This is a genomic window from Microcoleus sp. MON1_C5 (assembly GCF_036701875.1).
Taxonomy (GTDB): domain Bacteria; phylum Cyanobacteriota; class Cyanobacteriia; order Cyanobacteriales; family Microcoleaceae; genus Microcoleus.
Genome location: NZ_JAUBRN010000014.1, coordinates 1 through 18,013, shown reverse-complemented (window position 1 = coordinate 18,013; position 18,013 = coordinate 1). Strand labels below are relative to the sequence as shown.

Sequence of the window (18,013 nt, the reverse complement as noted above, 5' to 3'; positions counted from 1 at the left end):
ATGAGCTATTTGGGCAACGCAAAATCAGTTCAGGGGTTAACGGTTTATGAGGTGTGGCGCGATCGCTTCCTCCGAGATCGGCTGCGCCCTGCTGTGGGAATTGCCATCTTTTTTGCCTTCACAATAACGGTCTATTTTCTGGGCGAAAGATTCTTCGCTCGCCAGGAGTTTAAAAGTGTTTATTTGTACACGAGCGCTGCTGTAGAATTGGGTTTGTTGACCTGTTTTGTGTTGCAAAAAACCTCCTTCGGACAGCGCTATCCCGGTTTGCTATTTTTGGGTTTTTCGTGGTCGCTGACGGTGATTGTACAGCTTGGGTTAGCTGTCGCACAAGCAGGGGAATTACCAATTTTTACCTGGAGTTTAGCGTTTCTGATCCAAGCTACGCTGATGCCCGTCCGCTGGCGCCTCCATTTGATTTCTCAACTCGGCGTTTTGTGTTGCCACGTCGGGATAAATTTGGTTTTAAATCTAAGTTTTGCTAAGTATACTCCTTTTAAGTTGACCGGGTTTTACTTATATTTGTTTTGGTTTTGTTTGATTTGCGATTTGTCGGTTTATTGGTACGAATGTCTGCAACGGAAAGAGTTTAGTACCAGGCGTGAGTTGGAATCTGCTTACCAGCAGTTGGAGGTGGCGGAAGCGAAGTACCGCAGCATTTTTGAGAATGCCGGCGAGGGAATTTTTCAAAGCACTCCCGACGGCCGCTACATTACTGCAAACCCAGCTTTGGCGCGGATTTACGGCTGCGATTCCCCGGAAGAAGTGACGGCAAAGTTTACTGATATCGAGCGGCAGTTGTATGTCGATCCGGCTCGCAGAAATGAGTTTTTGCGATCGATCGAGAAAAGCGGCACAGTATCGGATTTTGAATCTAAAATTTACCGCTCAGACGGCAGTATTGTCTGGATTTCTGAGAAGGCGCGGGCGGTACGGGACAGCAGCGGCGCCGTGCTTTATTATGAGGGTTTAATTGAGGATATCACGCAGCGAAAACAGGCACAAGAATCGCTGCGGCTGTTTATCCACGCTCTTTCTCACGACTTGCGAAACCCGGTGGCGGGAATGTTAATGGTGCTGAAAAATTGGCAGACGAAACCTGGGGATTCGATCGCAATTCCCCGTTCTGTTTTGGAGCGGATGATTCAAGGTAGCGAGCAGCAATTGCGCTTGATAAATTCGCTGTTGGAAGTTCACGCCGGGGAATTGCGCGGTTTGGTTTTGCACTGCGAATCGGTTGATTTGAGGGCGGTAGTTGAAGCTGCTGCGACAGATTTGGAGCCTTTAATGAATGAGGGTAAAGCTACTTTTAAAAATTTGGTGCCGGATAATTTGCCAGCCGTGAATGCTGACAAAACTCAGTTGTGGCGTGTATTCTCTAATTTAATTGCTAATGCTTTGAAACACAATCTGCCGGGACTAAATTTAACAGTTTCGGCTCAAGTAATCAAGGCGGGAAAATTAATTATAAATCAAAGCACAGCAAAACAAGACATCCACAAATTACCGATTACCAATCCACAATCCCCCATTACCAATCCCCAATCCCCAATCCCCAATCCCGGAAGTAGGATGATTTACTGTACTGTGGAAGATGACGGGGCGGGAATATTGCCGGAACAGTGCGAACATCTTTTTGACCTTTACGTTAGGGGCGATCGATCCCGACACTCCGTCGGTTTGGGTTTGGGTCTATATCTTTGTCGCCAAATTATTGGTGCTCACGGCGGCCAAATTGGGGTAATTAGCACTCCCGGTGCTGGGGCAAGTTTTTGGTTTACTTTGCCGCTGGCTGAGAATTTCCGGTGATTTTTTTGTATTTTTAATTACATTTTATCTAGCCATCGTGCCAGATATTTAGAACGTTATTAATTGCTGAAACCCTTGCGAAATATGCTTCTTCCTTCTGCCTGCGGCTATACTTTTGTTGTGCGTCGCAGGTGCTTTTTGTGTGGTTCAAGCCAAGTCTGTCGAGCGGACTATTTCGATCGGACTATTGATATTAATTTAAAACCGTGGTACACTTACCCAAAGTTTTTCAAGGAAAAATAAAGTTTCGATCTTCACATTTTCTTTAGAAACATCATTTAATCTAGAAAATCTCTAAAACTAGATAAAAAATATGCAATTTATGTTTATCGAGCAAGGCTCAGAAAATACAGCTAAAGACAATGCAGCTAAGTACGACTCAGCTAAATATAACGAGCGGTCGTTCTCAACTTTAATGCGGGCGCTCCGTCTTTCCCAAGGTTACTTTTCTTTCGTTTTAGTCAACTGCAACTCGCTAACTTTACGGCAGCAAATAGTCGATCGGCTGCAAGTAAATTGTCCCGTGAAACCGCAGCAACTGTTTTTGCCCGAATCGGCGACAACTCTCTACACGACAATCGCAGCAGAAATAGACGGCGAAAAGCCTCCAGCTTTAATGCTCCTCGGTTTGGAATCAGTGGAGGCGATCGATAGATTGCTCGTTTCTACCAACCTACTATGCAGCGAATTCAGCAAAGCATTTTCGTTTCCCCTCGTCTTTTGGGTGACTGATGAGCTCCTGAGAAAAATCATTCGCACCGCCCCGGATTTATACAATCGGATGACGACAATTAGATTCATCAGTAATTAGTAATCAGCCCATCGATTTTAGATTTGAGATTTGAGATTTGAGATTTTTAACAGTCAACAGTCAACAGTCAACAGTCAACAGTCATCAGTCCTTAGTCAAGTGTTAAATTCCGCTTCCCAAATCAGGACTAATTCTCGCGCCGCCGCCGTTTCCTCAGCAGGAAAACCTGCCAAAAAGCCTTTATCTGCCGCCACGTCATAAGGCCCTTCCTTGAACTCCAAAATCACAGTATCCGGTGCCAAAGCTACTAACGTGTGAATAGTACCCTCTGGAAGTTCGACAGCGCGAGTCGGGCCGGCAGCGCTGACTCGCAAGGAGCGCAGGATTTGACCGTTTTCGTTCAAAATAACAATACCGACTTCTCCTTGAATCACGGCAAAAAACTCAAAACCGTTAATTGCAGGCGGGCGCAGGTGTTGGTGAGGGCGGACGTAAGTGCCCGGTTGCAACACGTTGACAAACCGCTGCACTTTTTCAGACAAATCGTCGTGGAAATTGTAGTTTTGTCGCTGTCGGGGACTGCGGCGGGAGGAAGCGGCAACTTCGTCTAGCAATTCTTGCGTCAGCAATTTGATCGGAGGGGACTGCACAACAGATATCCTGTATTTAATAGTTTTTGAACAAATGGGCTAGTCTGGGATCATCGTTATCAGCATCTCTTGACACATGGAAATCGCAACTCAGGTGCGTATCACTAAGGCAATGCGTTTGTCAAGTATCTTTAGAAAAAGTATTAGCCCGATCGCCCTTTCGACTATTCTAGTCTGCGCCAGTAGCGTTTCTGCCTCTGAACCGAGGCCGACACTGTTAATTCAGCAGGAATTCCCACAGCAGCAAGTTAAAGAAGAAATTCGCGATCGAGTTCAAGAAGAAGTTGACATTGCTTTCGGGCGCACGGCGGTACTGCTGAACGGGCTGATAATTGCCCTAACTTTGTTTCCGACAGCAGCCGGAGTCGGGGTTTGGTTTCTGTTGAGCAAATTGTCCAAGCAGACAACAATTGCCCGCCAAGAAATTGAAAGTCTCCATTACGATACAATCTCTCAATTAAAACTATTAATTTCCGACGCTGAAACTATCTTAGGCGAAATTCAACAGCAAAGTCATCCGGCAGAGGCAGAAACAGACCTTTTATTCCCGGATGCCCAAATTCAAGAATTTGCTCCGGTTAACTATGGCAATTACCAAAAGTTATTGACGGCCGGCGACTATGCTAAACAGGGAGATGCTTGTTTCTTTGAAAACCGTTATCAAGATGCGATCGCAGCTTACGATCAGGCCCTGCAAATTCAGCCGGATTTAGCCGATACTTGGAATAACCGGGGAGTAGTGCTCACGAGAATGCAGCGGTATCCAGAGGCGATCGCCTCTTACGAACAAGCTACTACAATTCGTCCGAATTATCCCGATGCTTGGAACAATCGAGGTGTGGTATTGTTGGAGTTGCAAAAGTACCAAGAGGCGATCGGCTGTTACGAACAGGCAATTCAAGCCAAACCCGATTATGCCGATGCTTGGAACAACCGAGGCGTTGCTTTTTCCAAAATGCAGGAGTACGAACAAGCAGTAATTTCTTACAATCAAGCCCTACAAATTAAAAATGATTATACTGATGCTTGGAACAATCGAGGCGTTGCACTCTCCAAATTGCAAAAATACGAAGCTGCGATTGATTCCTACGACAATGCTGCTAAAATCCGGCCGGATTTTTACAGAATTTGGTATAATAAAGCCCGATGTTATGCCTTACAAGGTAAAATTGAATTAGCAATTGAAAATTTAAAGCGCGCCCTCAATCTCAATCCGAATGTGTGTAAAGAGTTGGCAAAAAGTGAAGCTGATTTGGAGAAGATTCGCGAACACGACGCATTCAAGCAGTTGATAAATTAATCCTTCAGATATAATCGTCAACTATAGGATAACGAATAGGTCGTAAGATTAAATGAACCGCGAAGACGCTAAGGACGCGAAGGAAGAGATGCAGTTTTTCCTTCGCGCTCTTTGCATCTTCGCGGTTCGTTTTACAAATACTTTTTCAATAGCAAACCCATTTTGTCCTTAGTTGCGGTCGGCACTTGATCCAGCCGAGTCAGAATTGCATATTTCAAAGCTGAATGCGACTCGGAAACGGGGGGATTTTCTGTTAGTCTACGGACTGTTTCTTGAATAACTTTTTGGGCATTTGCTGCATTGCGGTGCAAGTTTGCAACTACCATTTCTACAGTTACGCTGTCGTGATCCTCATGCCAGCAATCGTAGTCTGTGACTAATGCTAAAGTTGCGTAGGCAATTTCTGCTTCTCTGGCTAATTTTGCTTCCGGCAAATTTGTCATTCCGATGACTGTCGCCCCCCAACTGCGGTAAAGGTGGGATTCTGCTTTTGTGGAAAATGCGGGGCCTTCCATGCAGACGTAGGTGCCGCCCCGGTGCAGGGTAACGTCGGGGAGGTTCAAGGATTCGATCGCACTTGCCAATACTTTAGCCAATTCGCCGCACACCGGATCGCCGAATGTGATGTGACCGACTATTCCTTCTCCAAAAAAGGTAGAAACTCGATTTTTTGTACGATCGATAAACTGATCGGGCACTACCATATCTAAAGGTTTCGCCTCAGCTTTCAGAGAACCAACCGCCGACGCTGAGATTAAATACTCAACTCCCAAACTCTTCATTGCATAAATATTTGCGCGATACGGCACTTCTGAGGGCAAAAAAGTGTGGTTCCGGCCGTGTCTAGCCAGAAATGCTACCGGCGTACCGTCCAAAGTTCCCACAATTGCGGCATCGGATGGCGATCCAAAAGGTGTATCAATTTTCACCTCTTCAATATCCTTGAGGGCCTCCATTTTATACAAACCGCTGCCGCCGATAATTCCGATTTTTGCTTGTGCCATTTTTACCCTCTGCTTGAGTTTTACAAGAGTGATTCTATCGGGCCATCGTTAAGTTGGGGTAAAGATAATTGAAGATTTCGTGATAGCAGTCACCCGACATACACTATTTTGTCACAAAATATCTGTGATCTTAATCACAAAATACCTTCACAAAATCTTTAAAAATAAAGGTACATAGTTCTGTTACTTGTTTTTAGCGTGTTAAGACCATGACTGTCAGCTCTGCTAACCTCCCCAAAATCTCGATCGAGGCGATCGTCGAGCGCATTTTTGCTTTTCGCCAAATTACCCCCCTTGACAGACGGCTGCTGAAGTCAGCAATGCTAGCGGAGAAAGGTCTTAACGAAAAAGACCACTCTCACATCAACCGAGTGTGTCAGGGCATCCGAAACGGATTGATTTTAGTTGTGGAATAACTTTGCTACACTATCTCTTGCTAGCTCAAGAAGCTGTTTTAAAAGTTGTGTTTGAGTCTGTATCTTCGGGAACTGAGCTCGGACAATGTTTTACTATTTTTCGGCACGCGAGCGATCGACATCACCAATAATATTATTTATATCGTTTCCGGTTGCATCGGAATAATAAAATCGAGTCAACAGTTAACACTCAACCATTCAGTTTTTCGACGCTGAGTCAACAGTCAACAGTCAACAGTCAACGGTCAACAATCATTTCGCTCGTGCAACCGGAATTGATATTACATCTTATCGATCAAAATTCAACAGCCAAAAGCCTGTATAAGTCATGCCACTATCATCGGGCTGCACTAATAAAAAATGTAATCCTTTACTTAATTGCTTCCGCTGTTGGTAAATTTGGGCCGCGGCTTTCACCTCGCTATCTTCAAAAGTAGCCACAACCCACCTATCTACTAACCCAGCTTCCAATATCAATCCGTCTGGTTCTCCAGCAATATAATTCAAAGCGAAAGGTTTGGCATCCTGAAGCCATCTAGCCAACCGCATAGACTGGCGTCCGCCGTCAATCACCACTCCCGGTACGGGTACTGTTGAGGCCAAGCCCAAATTCAGCGGTAACAGAAATTCTGGCATTTCCAAAATTGGCAGGGGACGCCCTTGGAAAGCCTCTTCAATGTCGCCGGCGGGTAGGGAAGCAAAACGCCAGCCATCGCCCCAGAGGTTTTCGGGTAAAGGCACGGGGGGCGGCGAGTCGAGGGCGATCGCACTGTAAGTTTCACCTGTATAATTAGGCATACTCGAATATTCTTTGGCGCGTTGTTGCAGCAGCAATTTCAGAGCCGCAGTGCGCCGAGTCGCTTCCACCTTGACGCCCAAAACTTTGCCCGCAGCTTCGATTAAGCCCAGAGACTGAGGCCTAAATACTTGAATCAATGCGGGCAAATTTTGGGTTTGAGCTTGCTGCTGCAACTGCGAAGCTAGCCAAGTGGAATTTGCGGCCCCCTGGCGGCAAACAGCGCTAAATTGAAAACTGCCTTCCGAGTCGCAAATTAAGAGTTCCCACAGTGGTTTGCCAGTTTCGTCTTGGAGAGGGCGGCGGTAAAAATCGACTTGCCAAATACTCATAAATAATTTAAAAATAAAATCTACAACTCGATAATTTTAATATAGCCTGGTGACAATCCGATACAATACCGAACTATGAAAAAAAACTTCGAGCGATATATTCTCAGTTCATACTTGAGTTTTATTTCAATATAGCAATCCTAAGTCATTTGTGAATTTCTTACTCCCTCCCCTTACCAAGGGGAGGGTTGGGGTGGGGTAAAAAATTTACGACTGATTGAGGATTGCTATATCTAACACCCGTCAAAAAAACGCCAACTGTAGGCCCGCGATCCCAAACGTGATAGTAATCAGTCATTCCCTAATCAAAATCTAAAATCCCAAATCTAAAATCTAAAATGGTATAAAGGCTCGCTTAGCCATTTTCCCTGGGCAATTAGCCATTCCCTAATTTATTTAAGATGGTGAACCAAATACATATCCAACTCGCCTTTATTTTTAGCATAAATTTTTCCTCGGTATTCGCATTCAAAAAAATCTTTAACTAATTCAAACGTGTCGTGAGAGATATTGATATTTCCAGGTACGCCCGAAGATTCCATCCGAGATGCAATATTAACTGTATCTCCCCATACATCATAGGAAAACTTTTTATGGCCAATTACCCCAGCAAGTATTGGGCCTGAATGAATGCCAATGCGGATATCCCAATAAGGGATATTTTGTTGAGCTTTCTGCCATTTTCGCAAATCCATGAACTGTCGAATTTCTATGGCAGCAAGTACAGCGTCAAATGCGTGTGTTGGGCGAGGCGTAGGAATTCCTGCAGCGCACATATAGCTGTCGCCAATAGTCTTCAGTTTTTCCATAGAGTATTTATCCATCACGCGATCGAAATAAGAAAAACAATAATCTAGTTCGTCAACCAACTCTCGCGGAGTCATTTTTTCAGATAACTGAGTAAAGCCTTTAAAGTCAGTAAATAAAACCGATACGTTATCATAATAAAGTGGTTCGACTTTGCCGTTATTTTTGAGTTCCTCGGCAATTTCCACCGGCAGCACGTTCAACAGTAGCCGATCTGATTTGTGCTTTTCGGCATCGAGCTCGGAATACAGGCTATTTATCTCTTTAAAACGTTCAGCATTGCGGATAGCTGAGGATAGCTGCAAAGCCAAAAGATAGCCAATCCGCAAGTCTTCTTGAGTGTAAGCCCGCGGCTTGGTTGTGGCAAAATTAATGGTTCCTAAAACCTTACCTTCGCTTTCCAAGGGAAGGATAATTTGCGAAGCGTAGGGGGATAAAATAGCAGTAGCACCCGCTTCTTGAATTAATTGAGGTTGACGTGTGGTGAAAGCCTTGTGAATAGGCCCGCCCTCTGGGAGGGCTCCAATATCTACAGGGATATGCCGGCCAAATAAGGTCATGCAAGCGTTAGTGCTGTACAGGCAAACGCTACAGTGTTCAAAGTCTAGCAACCATTTGGCTTGCTTGCCTAGTACCCGCAAAATCTGGTTGAGATCCAGGGTGCGGTTAATAGCAGTGGCAACTTCGTTGACAGCGGAAATGCGGATGGAAAGCGCTTGAGCTTCTGCTAACAAACGGCGGGCTGTTAACAGAAGTTCTTCTCGATCTTGATCTTCTAGCCGATCGCCCATAATATGGGTATAAAATATAGATTACAAAGCATCTATTTCGAGGGCTATTGCATCAGTATATCGGTTGACAAAGCTAAACAAGTCTGCTGTCGCAATAATCTCAAAGATTTCTGAATCATCAAGTCCTAAATCCCGCAGATTTTGGTAATCAGTTTCTGTCATTTCCAGAGGTTTTGTAGCAGCCAGCAAGCCAAAGGTAATTACCGCTTTATCACGTTTTGGCAAAGGGCAGTTGGCAAAGTCAGAAACTAGGGTTCGCAGTAGTTCTTCGCTCATCCCCAAGGCTGACAATCCGTGCAGGTGAACTTGGAGAGCGTACTCGCTATTATTTGATTGGGAAATAGCGACGCCGACCATTTCTTTAAGCGTGCGGGGTAAGTCTCCTTGCAGAATGGTTCCCCGGAATTTTTTCCAATTTGCTTCTAATAGGTCAGGGTTGATTGCCATTGACTTGAACAGGTTGGGGACGATGCCAAAACCCAAGTCTGTCAAGATTTCTTCGTACACCGCTTTGGCTTTAGGATCGGTAAGTTGCTCATATTCTATAAGTGGAAAGTGTGTCATTGTTGTGTTGAAGTTGACGGCAGTTAATTTGGGTTGGGATTTATGTATTTGTTATGTAACGCCACTCAAAGGGTGACCTTACGAGCTATCTTGGCTTTAGTCGGATTGATGATAAAATGCACCGCTGTCAGCAAACCGCGAATCATGAAAATGAGCTAGCAACAAATCTGAGTCTTGAGGCTGGATTAAACCTGCAATTATAGCAGTAACCGGAGCCAATAAAATTCTGTTGCGATCGGGTTACAGTGCTAATATTAGATGTTTCCAATGGCTGCTGTCAAGTATGGGCAATTCATGGGGCGCGGCGGTGTGAAATCTTACCAAAACTCTTGAATTAGATAATGCTGTTCCGTTCGCTAATTTTTAGACAAAAAACACTGTTCGATCGATGTTCGATCGATCGATCGATAGGGCTTCACAAATGCCCTGAATCTTATGCTCCGGCGCGCGCAGAGGGGAAAAACAAAATGCTGTGCGATCGAGTTTATTGAATTAATCAGACGCTCGATCGACAACCCATGCCCCAGCCAAGCTACGCTAACGCCTGCGACTGGAGTTATTATAGATAAACTGTAAACTTCTATCATTGTCGCTGCATTTGCTATGAACCCTGCCCTGACTCAATTTGGCGCTCAGATGTCCCACCTCACGGGAGTTCGGGCAATTATGAAAGATATTATTGAAACACTCAGAGCCGGCAGCGGGCAGGAGTTTATCAATTTGAGCGCCGGAAATCCGGTGATTTTGCCGGAAGTTGAGCAGTTGTGGCGCGACTGCACTGCGGAACTTTTGGCGAGCCCAGAATACGGCGAGGTGGTTTGTCGCTACGGTTCCAGTCAAGGTTATCAGCCGTTTATCAATGCGGTATTGGCGGATTTTAACCAGCGTTACGGATTGAATTTGACCGATCGCAATATCCTAATTACTCCCGGTAGTCAATCGATCTATTTCTACGCAGCCAACGCTTTCGGCGGCTACACCGCACCCCCCCCATCCCCCCCTTACGAAGGGGGGGCTAGGGGGGGTAGCCTTAAAAATATCGTCCTACCGTTGAGCCCAGACTACACGGGTTACGGCGGCGTTAGCTTGATTCCCGAAGCGGTAGTCGCTTGCAAACCTACCCTCGATATTGATGCAGCCGCCCACAGGTTCAAATACCGCCCGGATTTCAGCCAATTGTCGATCGACCAAACCACCGGTTGCGTCATTTTTTCCCGTCCCTGCAACCCCACCGGCAACGTTCTCACCGACGACGAAGTTAAGAAAATTGCCGATTTAGCGGCCGCTTTCGACGTGCCGGTGTTCGTTGATTCCGCCTACGGCCCTCCGTTCCCGTCCTTGAATTTTACCGAAATGACGCCGATTTTTGGTGGCAATATCGTGCACTGTATGAGTTTGTCGAAAGCGGGATTGCCGGGAGAAAGAATCGGAATTGCGATCGGCGATGAAAAAATCATTCAAATATTAGAATGTTTTCAGACCAATATGTGCATTCATTCGCCGAGATACGGACAGGCGATCGCAACTCGGGCAATTGCTTCCGGCGCTCTTGCCGACATCTCCATCAATGTAATTCGGCCGTACTATCAAAGCAAATTTGCGATCGTAGAAACCACTCTCGAACAAGCAATGCCGAAAGATTTGCCGTGGTTCTTGCACCGGGGCGAAGGAGCAATTTTCGCATGGTTATGGCTGAAAGATTTGCCAATGACTGATTGGGAACTGTATCAAGAGTTGAAAAAAGTTGGCGTAATTGTCGTGCCGGGAAGTTCTTTCTTCCCAGGTTTGCGGGAAGATTGGCAGCACAAACATGAGTGTTTACGCATCAGTTTGACTGCAACAAATGATGAGATTGAAACTGCAATGAAACGCTTGGCTCAAATGGTAGAAAAGCTTTATCAGTCTGTTGACGGTTGACTGTTGACAGTTGACTGTTTGCTGGACGACGGTTGACTGTTGACATTACCAACTACTCATGACCATAACTTCTTCCTTGGCCGATCGACTACAATTTAAAAAATAATTAGCAGCGCGGTGGGTTATGGCAGTGCAATTACTCAAAAGGTTGTTGACAGTAGAAGAATATCATTTAATGGGCAAAGCTGGTATTCTTTCCGAGGGCGATCGGGTAGAACTGATAGAAGGAGAACTTATCCAAATGGCAGCAATTGGAACTCGTCATGCTTCCTGTGTGAGACGATTCATCGGACTTTTCAGCGAAATTCCCAGTAACCGGGCTTTTCTGGATGTGCAAAACCCCATCCAGTTGAACGAGCGCACCGAACCTCAACCTGATGTAGTATTGCTGAAACCCCGGGCTGATTACTATTCAACAGCACATCCAGTAGCGTCAGAAGTTTTGCTGTTGGTAGAAGTATCCGATAGCACGGTTGATTACGATCGAGATGTGAAAGTTCTTATTTACGCTCGATCGCTCATTCCTGAAGTCTGGCTAGTAGATATAGAGGCACAATGTTTAGAAGTTTACCGCCAGCCGACTCCTAATGGTTACAGTTTAATCCAAAAATTTTGGCGGGGTCAACAAGTTGCGTCGCTCGCCTTTCCTGATGTGGAAGTGAATATCGATTTCGTACTGGGATAGATTCGGATTATAGGTTATAGAAAACATTCCCAAGTCCCCATTTTTCAATTAAACCACCCGATAAACAAAACTCAGAGTTGCCCAAACATTCACATCCAAAGCCAAATCGTCCGTCGATATCCCCACTTTCTGCACCCCCGGAATGCTAGCGACGTGCAAATCTTCGAGTACCGCCCGCGCCACATTTAAAGGATTCAACAACACTCGAATTGGCAGGGCATCCCTCGTTTGCTGCATTTCGGCTTCTATTGCAGCCAGAGTTTGAGCGAAGGGTTTCTCACTAAATATAATCCGAGTTTCCGCAAGTCCGATCGGCCCAGATACCGCCAACCCAACAGCCCCAGCCGCCGGCACGGTCAAATTCTCCCCAGGAGCGATCGCCCGCGACATCCCCCCCACAGAGTCTTTGCCCTCAGCGCCGAGCACAGACAGCCTTCCCGCGCAGTCCGAGCAAAACACCGCAAAGTAAACCGGGCGATCGCTGTCGTTATACAACCTGTAGCTAATTCGGCTGCCCTCTGGCAAACTTAGTATATGAGCGCTTGCCGATTTCTCACTTTCCGCGCTCAGGGGTTCCAGCCGATAATCACCGCCGGCCCGCATCGGCTCTCGCTGCGCCACAGCCCGCGCTTGCGGTGCGAGAGTTACCAGCTCGGCCCGCACCTTCAGGCGCGAAGAACCCTCATTGATAGTCAGCCGCAGCAACTTCCCCGCCTGCTGCGCTTTCAACTGCGGAGTCAAGCGCTGCACCGCCACCTTAACTGCTTCTCCCCCGTCGCCCTCAGTATCGGGAATCAGCATTTGAGCCAAAGAAAACAAACCGTAACGCCTTTGAGACAAAACAGGCTCGTGAGGCGAGACTGTTGCGGCTAAAGTTGTTTCCGGGACTCTGCCGAACCGACAGTCAGCCAATTGCTCGCTGCCTACCGCCGAAACTTGCGGCACAGTCGCAAAGGCGCTGGTAGCGTCCACCCGCTCGATGCGTTCCAAACCCGAGTCCAAAGCTACTGTCAAACCGATGTTTCGCGGCAATACCCGAATTTCTTCCCTCACGAGTTCGCCGACTGTTAATTGGCCGTCTGTTTGAGCAGACCCATCTAAAACTTGGGCTTTAGCAGAGAGGCCCGTGCGTCCCCGCAGCAAAAGCCTCGCGCCCTCGGAGGAATCCACAGCAAACACAGAACCCCCGCAGCACTCCAAAACCCCGGGCGACAACCCGCCCAGCCACAACTGCACAGTTTTGCCCCCCTCTTCCACCGCCGTCACAGCGCCGTCAGATGCAGGGGAATTCAAAATTAAATTTGAAAAATTCACCGCCGACGCGGTTGTTAAATCGTGATTGAGAATTTGCGGTTGCTGCGATAACCCCGCAATTTGCTCGACATTACCCGCAGCGCGGCCGAAACTGACGCTGAAACTGCTAGCGGGAGTTGCCCACCACAAAGTTTGGGTGAGGGCGTAGGTAAACAAACCTGCGGTAAATCCGTTCCACTCTTGTTCGGCGGCGAGTGCGGAATTCGCGCCCGCGGCAAGTACGGCGGCGTCCGGACGGAGATTTGGGCGGGAGCGGAGGTCTTGGGCAAACGTTAATTCTGCGAGGCGAGGCTCGCCGATGGTGGGGCGGGGGCGGGAGCGAATGCGAAAGTTGCCGTTTTTGGGGAAACCCGGATAGGTGTAGCTGGTGTCGAGGATGGCGATCGCATTTTCTGTCGCGAGCGATCGCATCAACAGCAACAGCGTTTCCTCTAAAATATCGTTCACCGCCCGGTTTGCTAACAACGGCAAAACATCATCCGCCGGCACCAAACTGTTTTGCATTTTTCCAGGAGACTCGCCCAAACTAATTCGACTACCGCAGCCGCTAAAGTGAAAAACTACCACGTCACCGGGTTTTGCTTGTTGAGTCAAGTGAGTGACAAAAGCCGTCTCGATATTCTCCCTCGTAGCTTTAGCGTCAGTCAAAGTCAAAATATCCGACGGCACAAACCCAAACCGATATATCAGCAGTTCCCGCTGCAATTCCACATCCGTGACGCAGCCGTGCAGGGGCGAGTCTGGATATTTGTCAACGCCAACCAACAAAGCCAATTTCCTGGCTGTCGGCTGCGCTAAGGCTTGGAGGTAGCGATCGCCCAACGGCAGCCACAGGGCCTCGCTGATTCCGATGGCGGCCAGCACCCGGCCAGCTTGCTGCAAAAATTCCCGCCGCTTGAGTCCCATTTTTAAATAGCTTTGAATTTTAAGTTTTGAATTTTAAGTTAAATTCCCCTCAATAATTTTAGGGGAATTAATTAGATTGTGAGTGTTTAGTATTAAGGGAGTTTTTAAGTTTTAACTTTTGAGCTTTAAGTTGAAAATTTCCCATTTAAAACTCAAAACTCAAAATTAAAAACTATGCAGAATGTCGCCCCCACCAATGTTCAAGATTTAAATCTCGTAATTGAAAATATTCATTGCCTTGGCTAATTCTGCGGCAACTTCCGGCCGGGAAAACTGCGGCGGCGGCAATTTTCCAGCGCGCAGCATTTCCCGAACTTTGGTTCCAGACAAATGCACCCGTTGTTCGGGAGTGCTGGGACTTGTTTTAGTTGTAGCCATTTGTTCCGTCAGCGTGCAATAGAAAGCGTGCTCGAATTTCATCGGCACAATTCCCAATTCTCCGGGTTCAAATTCGTCAAAAATATATTGGGCATCGTAAGTGCCGTAATAATCGCCAACTCCAGCATGATCGCGCCCCACGATAAAGTGAGTGCAGCCGTAGTTTTTGCGGATTAAAGCATGAAAAATTGCTTCTCGCGGCCCGGCGTAGCGCATCGCCGCTGGATTAATTGCCAAAATTACGCGATCGTGTGGATAGTATTTTTCTAGCAGAATTTCGTAGCAGCGCATCCGCACATCAGCCGGGATGTCGTCTTCTTTTGTCGTCCCGACTAGCGGGTGCAGAAACAAGCCGTCTACTGTTTCTAAGGCGCATTTTTGGATGTATTCGTGTGCGCGGTGGATGGGGTTTCGGGTTTGGAAACCGACTATCGTTTTCCATCCTTTTTCTGTGAACAGCATTCTCGATTTCGCCGGGTCAATTTGGTATTGGGGAAACCGGGGGTCTAGTCCGCGTTCCAGCAGCCAAACATCACCTGCGAGGTTAACGGGCCCGGATTTGTCTACTACTTGGACGCCCGGGTGTTTGAGGTCGTCGGTGCGGTAGACGTTGAGGGCTTCTTCTTCTTTGCTGTAGTGGTATTTTTCTGCAAGTTCCAAGAGCCCGACAAATTCGCCCGCCGGCGAGTCGAGGCGCACTAAAGTGCCTTCTTTGAGAGAGTCGGCGACTGCTTGGGAAACCGAGAGGGTGATGGGAACCGACCACGGCAGGCCGTTGGAGAGGCGCATTTGTTTAACGACCGATCGATAATCAGCTTCGTTCATGAACCCTTTGAGGGGACTCAGGGCGCCGATGGCGATCATTTGCAGGTCGGAGATCGATCGATCCGAAAGCTGGACTCGCGGCAAGACTTCTGCTTTATCGAAAAATTCTTGTCTTTGGTCTAGTGTGGCAATGCGGTGGACCAGGGTGCCGCCGTGAGGGGCAATGCGGTCTGAATGCTGGCTCATGTCGATTTGAAGTTGTGGGTTTTAGCTGCCAGAGTACATAGTATCAAGCGGTGGCTGCAATTCTACATTTTTTAATTGTTCTGGACTTGTGCAGAACGCTGCTTTTGTGGCGCTGTAATTCTTTAGCTGTAAACTGGTGTGCTCAAAACTCTAAACTTTCCCGTCAATCGATTTTAGATTTTAGATTTTAGATTTTAGATTGAAGCATTGACCCCACGGATAAATTCGGGGGCGTGTTTATCGGATACAGGTTTTTTATTTCTCCACGGATGAATCCGGGGGCTTGTATCCTGGATGCTTTCGGTCAAGTCTGGACTTGAAATTCTTCGGGATCTATCCCCCAATTTACCCAGCTAATCGCTTCTTTAGCCGATCGCAATTTTGGCGGCACTCGCAAAGCGTGAAGGTGTCCCGTACTCGGACAAGTCATCTTTAACAAATAAATTGGCTCTATGTCTATATTATTCTTAATTTTCAACAAAGTATATTCTTGCCAAGAATCCAATTCTGTTGCTTGCAATTCTTGACAAATTCTCGGATAGCCGATCGCCTGAATCAAAACTCGCCGCACTTCGGCATTCTGTTCTGTTAACAGCCATGAAGCTTGCCAAGACTGCGACGGAACTTGACCAATTATTTCTGGCAGTCGGACGCCGCGATAAGAGTATACACTGAACTTGTCAGCAAATTCAACCGCTGGTTGACCTTCTGCGTGGAGCAAATATTCGCTATCAAAATGAAGTTGGATCGGGCGATCGCACACAAAGCACTTTTTCTCGAACGGGTAAATCCAGCCGCAGTTTTCCACTAAAGATTTAAAGGCTGAGTATAAAGGGCGATCGTACTCCAAATTGAGCGCGCCAATACAAAAATCCACCCAACTTCCGTGACAGGCTGACAGTTCGGAAACTATGGTGTTATTATGATAAGCCTGATCGATCAGGAATCTCTGAAATCTCCCGCCCAACTTCCTTGCTAATTTGAAGTAAACTTCGTCTTTAACATGAAGGTGCAGTTGATTCATCAGTTGAGCATACAGCGGATTATAGAGTTTGCTGTAAATTTGATTTTCCAGTTCCCTGCCCAGTTGACTTCGTAATATATCGTACAATTCATTATGAATTTTGTTTCTGATTTCGCTGCCCATTCCCAGACCCGAATCGCGTATCCTTAGCGGTTCAACAGCTTGCAAAGCTATGTAAGGGCTGTCACAGAAAATAATTTCCGGTTCAGGACAGCCGATGATGTTGTAGGCGGTGTTGATGGCCGCTGTCGCTTGCGGGCGATCGACTGGTTTTATCGAAAGTCCAATTTGTCGCCACTTCTCGCGATAAATGGGAATTAGCGCTATTTGTTCGGGAGTAATTGCGATCATTTGTACAGCTAGATGATTTAATTTGCGGTCAAACTTTTTCGCTCTCGCCTCCGGTAAAAAAATATCATTAAGTTTGTAATAACAACATAATTTTACCTAGCAACCTATTTTATTAGAGTCGTTAAATTATTTGTATGAATTAACAATTGTTTGCAACACACCTAAAATCCTAGGAACATTATCGACACAATAAACATCAGCATCAATAATTAAATTATTTCCATCTAATTTAAGAAACCGCCAGACAACGCCAGTAGTTACGCAGCCAAATACGGCAGGTATGGAATTGTGTTCGCGTTCGTTAAATAGCTGAGCCGCTACCATTTGTGCTGCACACTGTGGCAGACAAGATTCTATTTCTGGGCCTTTCGTTTCTCTCAATGCAAAAACCGGAACTTTAATTTCCAAATCAAACGGCACAGAAGATAATAGAAAGTCGCATTCCCCATTCAATCCCTGCTCAACATCTACATCAAACGACCAACCAGAAAAAATAGAAAATTGTCTGTGGTTCCTTTCCCTAAATTCTAACAAAAGAGGAGAAATAATCCGTTCGGAACGTTCTTTGGCAGTTGTAACAGCAGTGTTAGAACTAATTTCGAGGCTTCTCCAAAACCATTCGGAGGGTTCTACAGGAACAACCTTGGCACTCCAAATAGGACTGAGTGACGGTTCCAATCCAAATCGCTCTTTTAATTGTTGGAAAGTAAAGGATTTGTAAGACATATTTCTCAGATAAGTCGCTGAAACTATAGATTACTTGGAGAGAGAAAGCGAGTTAATAAACGCTAAACTCGTTTGTATACAGGACTTACGCCTTAGAAACCCGCTTTCTGGAATAAATCGTGGTTTTTTAGAGAAGTATCTAGTAAGAAACCGGGTTTCTAACCCCCATGCCGAAGTCCTAATATAGCAACCATTGGATAATTTGTGAACCTCTCTTTTCTTACTTATTCCTTCTTCTTTTTCTACTAGATAAATCAATCCTTCTTCCCTCTTCCTTCTTCCTTCTTCCCTCTTCCCTCTTCCTTCTAAACATTTAACCACTCAAGGAGTACCCTGGGCGCCGGCAACAAAATCATTAACAAAAGCCCGATCGCCATTAGGCCCAAAAAATCCCGTCGATTATCCGTAATTGCTCAACCCCCTTGACAAGAAGACGAGATAGACATTAGATAAAGGAATGGAAAAACTTCCCGACTTAAAA

At 46.3% G+C, this 18,013-nt stretch carries 16 protein-coding genes; 6 read left to right on the top strand and 10 right to left on the bottom strand.

Annotation, left to right across the window (positions count from 1 at the left end):
• Together QUA71_RS09500 and QUA71_RS09495 are read left to right on the top strand one after the other, a co-directional pair.
• Positions 1 to 1,809 carry a PAS domain-containing sensor histidine kinase gene (locus QUA71_RS09500; protein WP_333284340.1) on the top strand — a complete coding sequence of 603 codons (1,809 nt, stop codon included), beginning with the start codon at positions 1 to 3 and terminating at the stop codon, positions 1,807 to 1,809.
• A gap of 313 nt (positions 1,810 to 2,122) precedes the next feature.
• Positions 2,123 to 2,620, top strand: coding sequence for a hypothetical protein (locus QUA71_RS09495; protein ID WP_333284338.1), 498 nt, complete (start codon positions 2,123 to 2,125; stop codon positions 2,618 to 2,620).
• A gap of 95 nt (positions 2,621 to 2,715) precedes the next feature.
• Here QUA71_RS09495 and QUA71_RS09490 read toward each other — a convergent pair whose 3' ends face one another.
• Positions 2,716 to 3,210: a WbuC family cupin fold metalloprotein gene (locus QUA71_RS09490; RefSeq protein WP_190662213.1), complete on the bottom strand. Its 495-nt coding sequence runs from the start codon at positions 3,208 to 3,210 to the stop codon at positions 2,716 to 2,718.
• Positions 3,211 to 3,286: 76 nt separating this feature from the next.
• On the opposite strand from QUA71_RS09490, the gene QUA71_RS09485 reads away from it, so the two are divergent.
• A complete protein-coding gene (locus QUA71_RS09485) occupies positions 3,287 to 4,510 on the top strand; it encodes a tetratricopeptide repeat protein (protein WP_333284336.1) in 1,224 nt (407 codons plus the stop codon).
• A 131-nt stretch (positions 4,511 to 4,641) separates the two neighbouring features.
• On the opposite strand, the gene QUA71_RS09480 is transcribed toward QUA71_RS09485, so the two are convergent.
• Positions 4,642 to 5,514, bottom strand: coding sequence for an S-methyl-5'-thioadenosine phosphorylase (locus QUA71_RS09480; RefSeq protein ID WP_333284334.1), 873 nt, complete (start codon positions 5,512 to 5,514; stop codon positions 4,642 to 4,644).
• A 209-nt stretch (positions 5,515 to 5,723) separates the two neighbouring features.
• Between QUA71_RS09480 and QUA71_RS09475 the strand changes: the two genes are divergently transcribed.
• A complete protein-coding gene (locus QUA71_RS09475) occupies positions 5,724 to 5,930 on the top strand; it encodes a hypothetical protein (protein WP_190662201.1) in 207 nt (68 codons plus the stop codon).
• A 288-nt stretch (positions 5,931 to 6,218) separates the two neighbouring features.
• On the opposite strand, the gene QUA71_RS09470 is transcribed toward QUA71_RS09475, so the two are convergent.
• The 4 genes from QUA71_RS09470 to QUA71_RS09455 all read right to left on the bottom strand — a co-directional run bounded on the left by QUA71_RS09470 (position 6,219) and on the right by QUA71_RS09455 (position 9,807).
• Positions 6,219 to 7,058: a Tab2/Atab2 family RNA-binding protein gene (locus QUA71_RS09470; protein WP_333284332.1), complete on the bottom strand. Its 840-nt coding sequence runs from the start codon at positions 7,056 to 7,058 to the stop codon at positions 6,219 to 6,221.
• 392 nt (positions 7,059 to 7,450) lie between these two features.
• The gene (locus QUA71_RS09465; RefSeq protein WP_333284331.1) at positions 7,451 to 8,656 is read right to left on the bottom strand and encodes an adenylate/guanylate cyclase domain-containing protein; all 1,206 of its coding nucleotides are present in this window, start codon (positions 8,654 to 8,656) and stop codon (positions 7,451 to 7,453) included.
• Positions 8,657 to 8,677: 21 nt separating this feature from the next.
• The gene (locus QUA71_RS09460) at positions 8,678 to 9,220 is read right to left on the bottom strand and encodes a peroxidase-related enzyme (RefSeq protein ID WP_333095122.1); all 543 of its coding nucleotides are present in this window, start codon (positions 9,218 to 9,220) and stop codon (positions 8,678 to 8,680) included.
• 356 nt (positions 9,221 to 9,576) lie between these two features.
• Positions 9,577 to 9,807, bottom strand: coding sequence for a hypothetical protein (locus tag QUA71_RS09455; RefSeq protein WP_333284329.1), 231 nt, complete (start codon positions 9,805 to 9,807; stop codon positions 9,577 to 9,579).
• A gap of 16 nt (positions 9,808 to 9,823) precedes the next feature.
• Here QUA71_RS09455 and QUA71_RS09450 point away from each other — a divergent pair, with 16 nt between their 5' ends.
• Both QUA71_RS09450 and QUA71_RS09445 read left to right on the top strand, forming a co-directional pair.
• Positions 9,824 to 11,137, top strand: coding sequence for a valine--pyruvate transaminase (locus QUA71_RS09450; RefSeq protein ID WP_333284327.1), 1,314 nt, complete (start codon positions 9,824 to 9,826; stop codon positions 11,135 to 11,137).
• Positions 11,138 to 11,261: 124 nt separating this feature from the next.
• The gene (locus QUA71_RS09445; RefSeq protein WP_333284325.1) at positions 11,262 to 11,822 is read left to right on the top strand and encodes a Uma2 family endonuclease; all 561 of its coding nucleotides are present in this window, start codon (positions 11,262 to 11,264) and stop codon (positions 11,820 to 11,822) included.
• 48 nt (positions 11,823 to 11,870) lie between these two features.
• Here QUA71_RS09445 and QUA71_RS09440 read toward each other — a convergent pair whose 3' ends face one another.
• From QUA71_RS09440 to QUA71_RS09425, 4 genes are all read right to left on the bottom strand, one after another.
• Entirely contained in the window at positions 11,871 to 14,042 is a 2,172-nt protein-coding gene (locus QUA71_RS09440; RefSeq protein ID WP_333284323.1) for a caspase family protein, read from the bottom strand.
• 207 nt (positions 14,043 to 14,249) lie between these two features.
• On the bottom strand, positions 14,250 to 15,431 hold the full coding sequence (sat, locus tag QUA71_RS09435) for a sulfate adenylyltransferase (protein ID WP_333284321.1): 1,182 nt from the start codon (positions 15,429 to 15,431) through the stop codon (positions 14,250 to 14,252).
• Between the two features lie 304 nt (positions 15,432 to 15,735).
• On the bottom strand, positions 15,736 to 16,806 hold the full coding sequence (locus QUA71_RS09430; RefSeq protein WP_333284319.1) for a DUF6745 domain-containing protein: 1,071 nt from the start codon (positions 16,804 to 16,806) through the stop codon (positions 15,736 to 15,738).
• A gap of 126 nt (positions 16,807 to 16,932) precedes the next feature.
• Complete coding sequence (locus tag QUA71_RS09425) at positions 16,933 to 17,532, bottom strand: hypothetical protein (protein ID WP_333284317.1); 600 nt, start codon at positions 17,530 to 17,532, stop codon at positions 16,933 to 16,935.
• Between the last annotated feature and the right edge of the window lie 481 nt (positions 17,533 to 18,013).

Bases quoted from the DNA above. Each gene is read 5' to 3' on its own strand.
- QUA71_RS09455 (WP_333284329.1), bottom strand. From the start codon at position 9,807: ATGATAGAAGTTTACAGTTTATCTATAATAACTCCAGTCGCAGGCGTT.
- QUA71_RS09465 (WP_333284331.1), bottom strand. From the start codon at position 8,656: ATGGGCGATCGGCTAGAAGATCAAGATCGAGAAGAACTTCTGTTAACA.
- QUA71_RS09480 (WP_333284334.1), bottom strand. From the start codon at position 5,514: ATGGCACAAGCAAAAATCGGAATTATCGGCGGCAGCGGTTTGTATAAA.
- QUA71_RS09460 (WP_333095122.1), bottom strand. From the start codon at position 9,220: ATGACACACTTTCCACTTATAGAATATGAGCAACTTACCGATCCTAAA.
- QUA71_RS09475 (WP_190662201.1), top strand. From the start codon at position 5,724: ATGACTGTCAGCTCTGCTAACCTCCCCAAAATCTCGATCGAGGCGATC.
- QUA71_RS09450 (WP_333284327.1), top strand. From the start codon at position 9,824: ATGAACCCTGCCCTGACTCAATTTGGCGCTCAGATGTCCCACCTCACG.
- QUA71_RS09500 (WP_333284340.1), top strand. From the start codon at position 1: ATGAGCTATTTGGGCAACGCAAAATCAGTTCAGGGGTTAACGGTTTAT.
- sat (WP_333284321.1), bottom strand. From the start codon at position 15,431: ATGAGCCAGCATTCAGACCGCATTGCCCCTCACGGCGGCACCCTGGTC.
- QUA71_RS09495 (WP_333284338.1), top strand. From the start codon at position 2,123: ATGCAATTTATGTTTATCGAGCAAGGCTCAGAAAATACAGCTAAAGAC.
- QUA71_RS09445 (WP_333284325.1), top strand. From the start codon at position 11,262: ATGGCAGTGCAATTACTCAAAAGGTTGTTGACAGTAGAAGAATATCAT.
- QUA71_RS09430 (WP_333284319.1), bottom strand. From the start codon at position 16,806: ATGATCGCAATTACTCCCGAACAAATAGCGCTAATTCCCATTTATCGC.
- QUA71_RS09485 (WP_333284336.1), top strand. From the start codon at position 3,287: ATGGAAATCGCAACTCAGGTGCGTATCACTAAGGCAATGCGTTTGTCA.
- QUA71_RS09470 (WP_333284332.1), bottom strand. From the start codon at position 7,058: ATGAGTATTTGGCAAGTCGATTTTTACCGCCGCCCTCTCCAAGACGAA.
- QUA71_RS09425 (WP_333284317.1), bottom strand. From the start codon at position 17,532: ATGTCTTACAAATCCTTTACTTTCCAACAATTAAAAGAGCGATTTGGA.
- QUA71_RS09440 (WP_333284323.1), bottom strand. From the start codon at position 14,042: ATGGGACTCAAGCGGCGGGAATTTTTGCAGCAAGCTGGCCGGGTGCTG.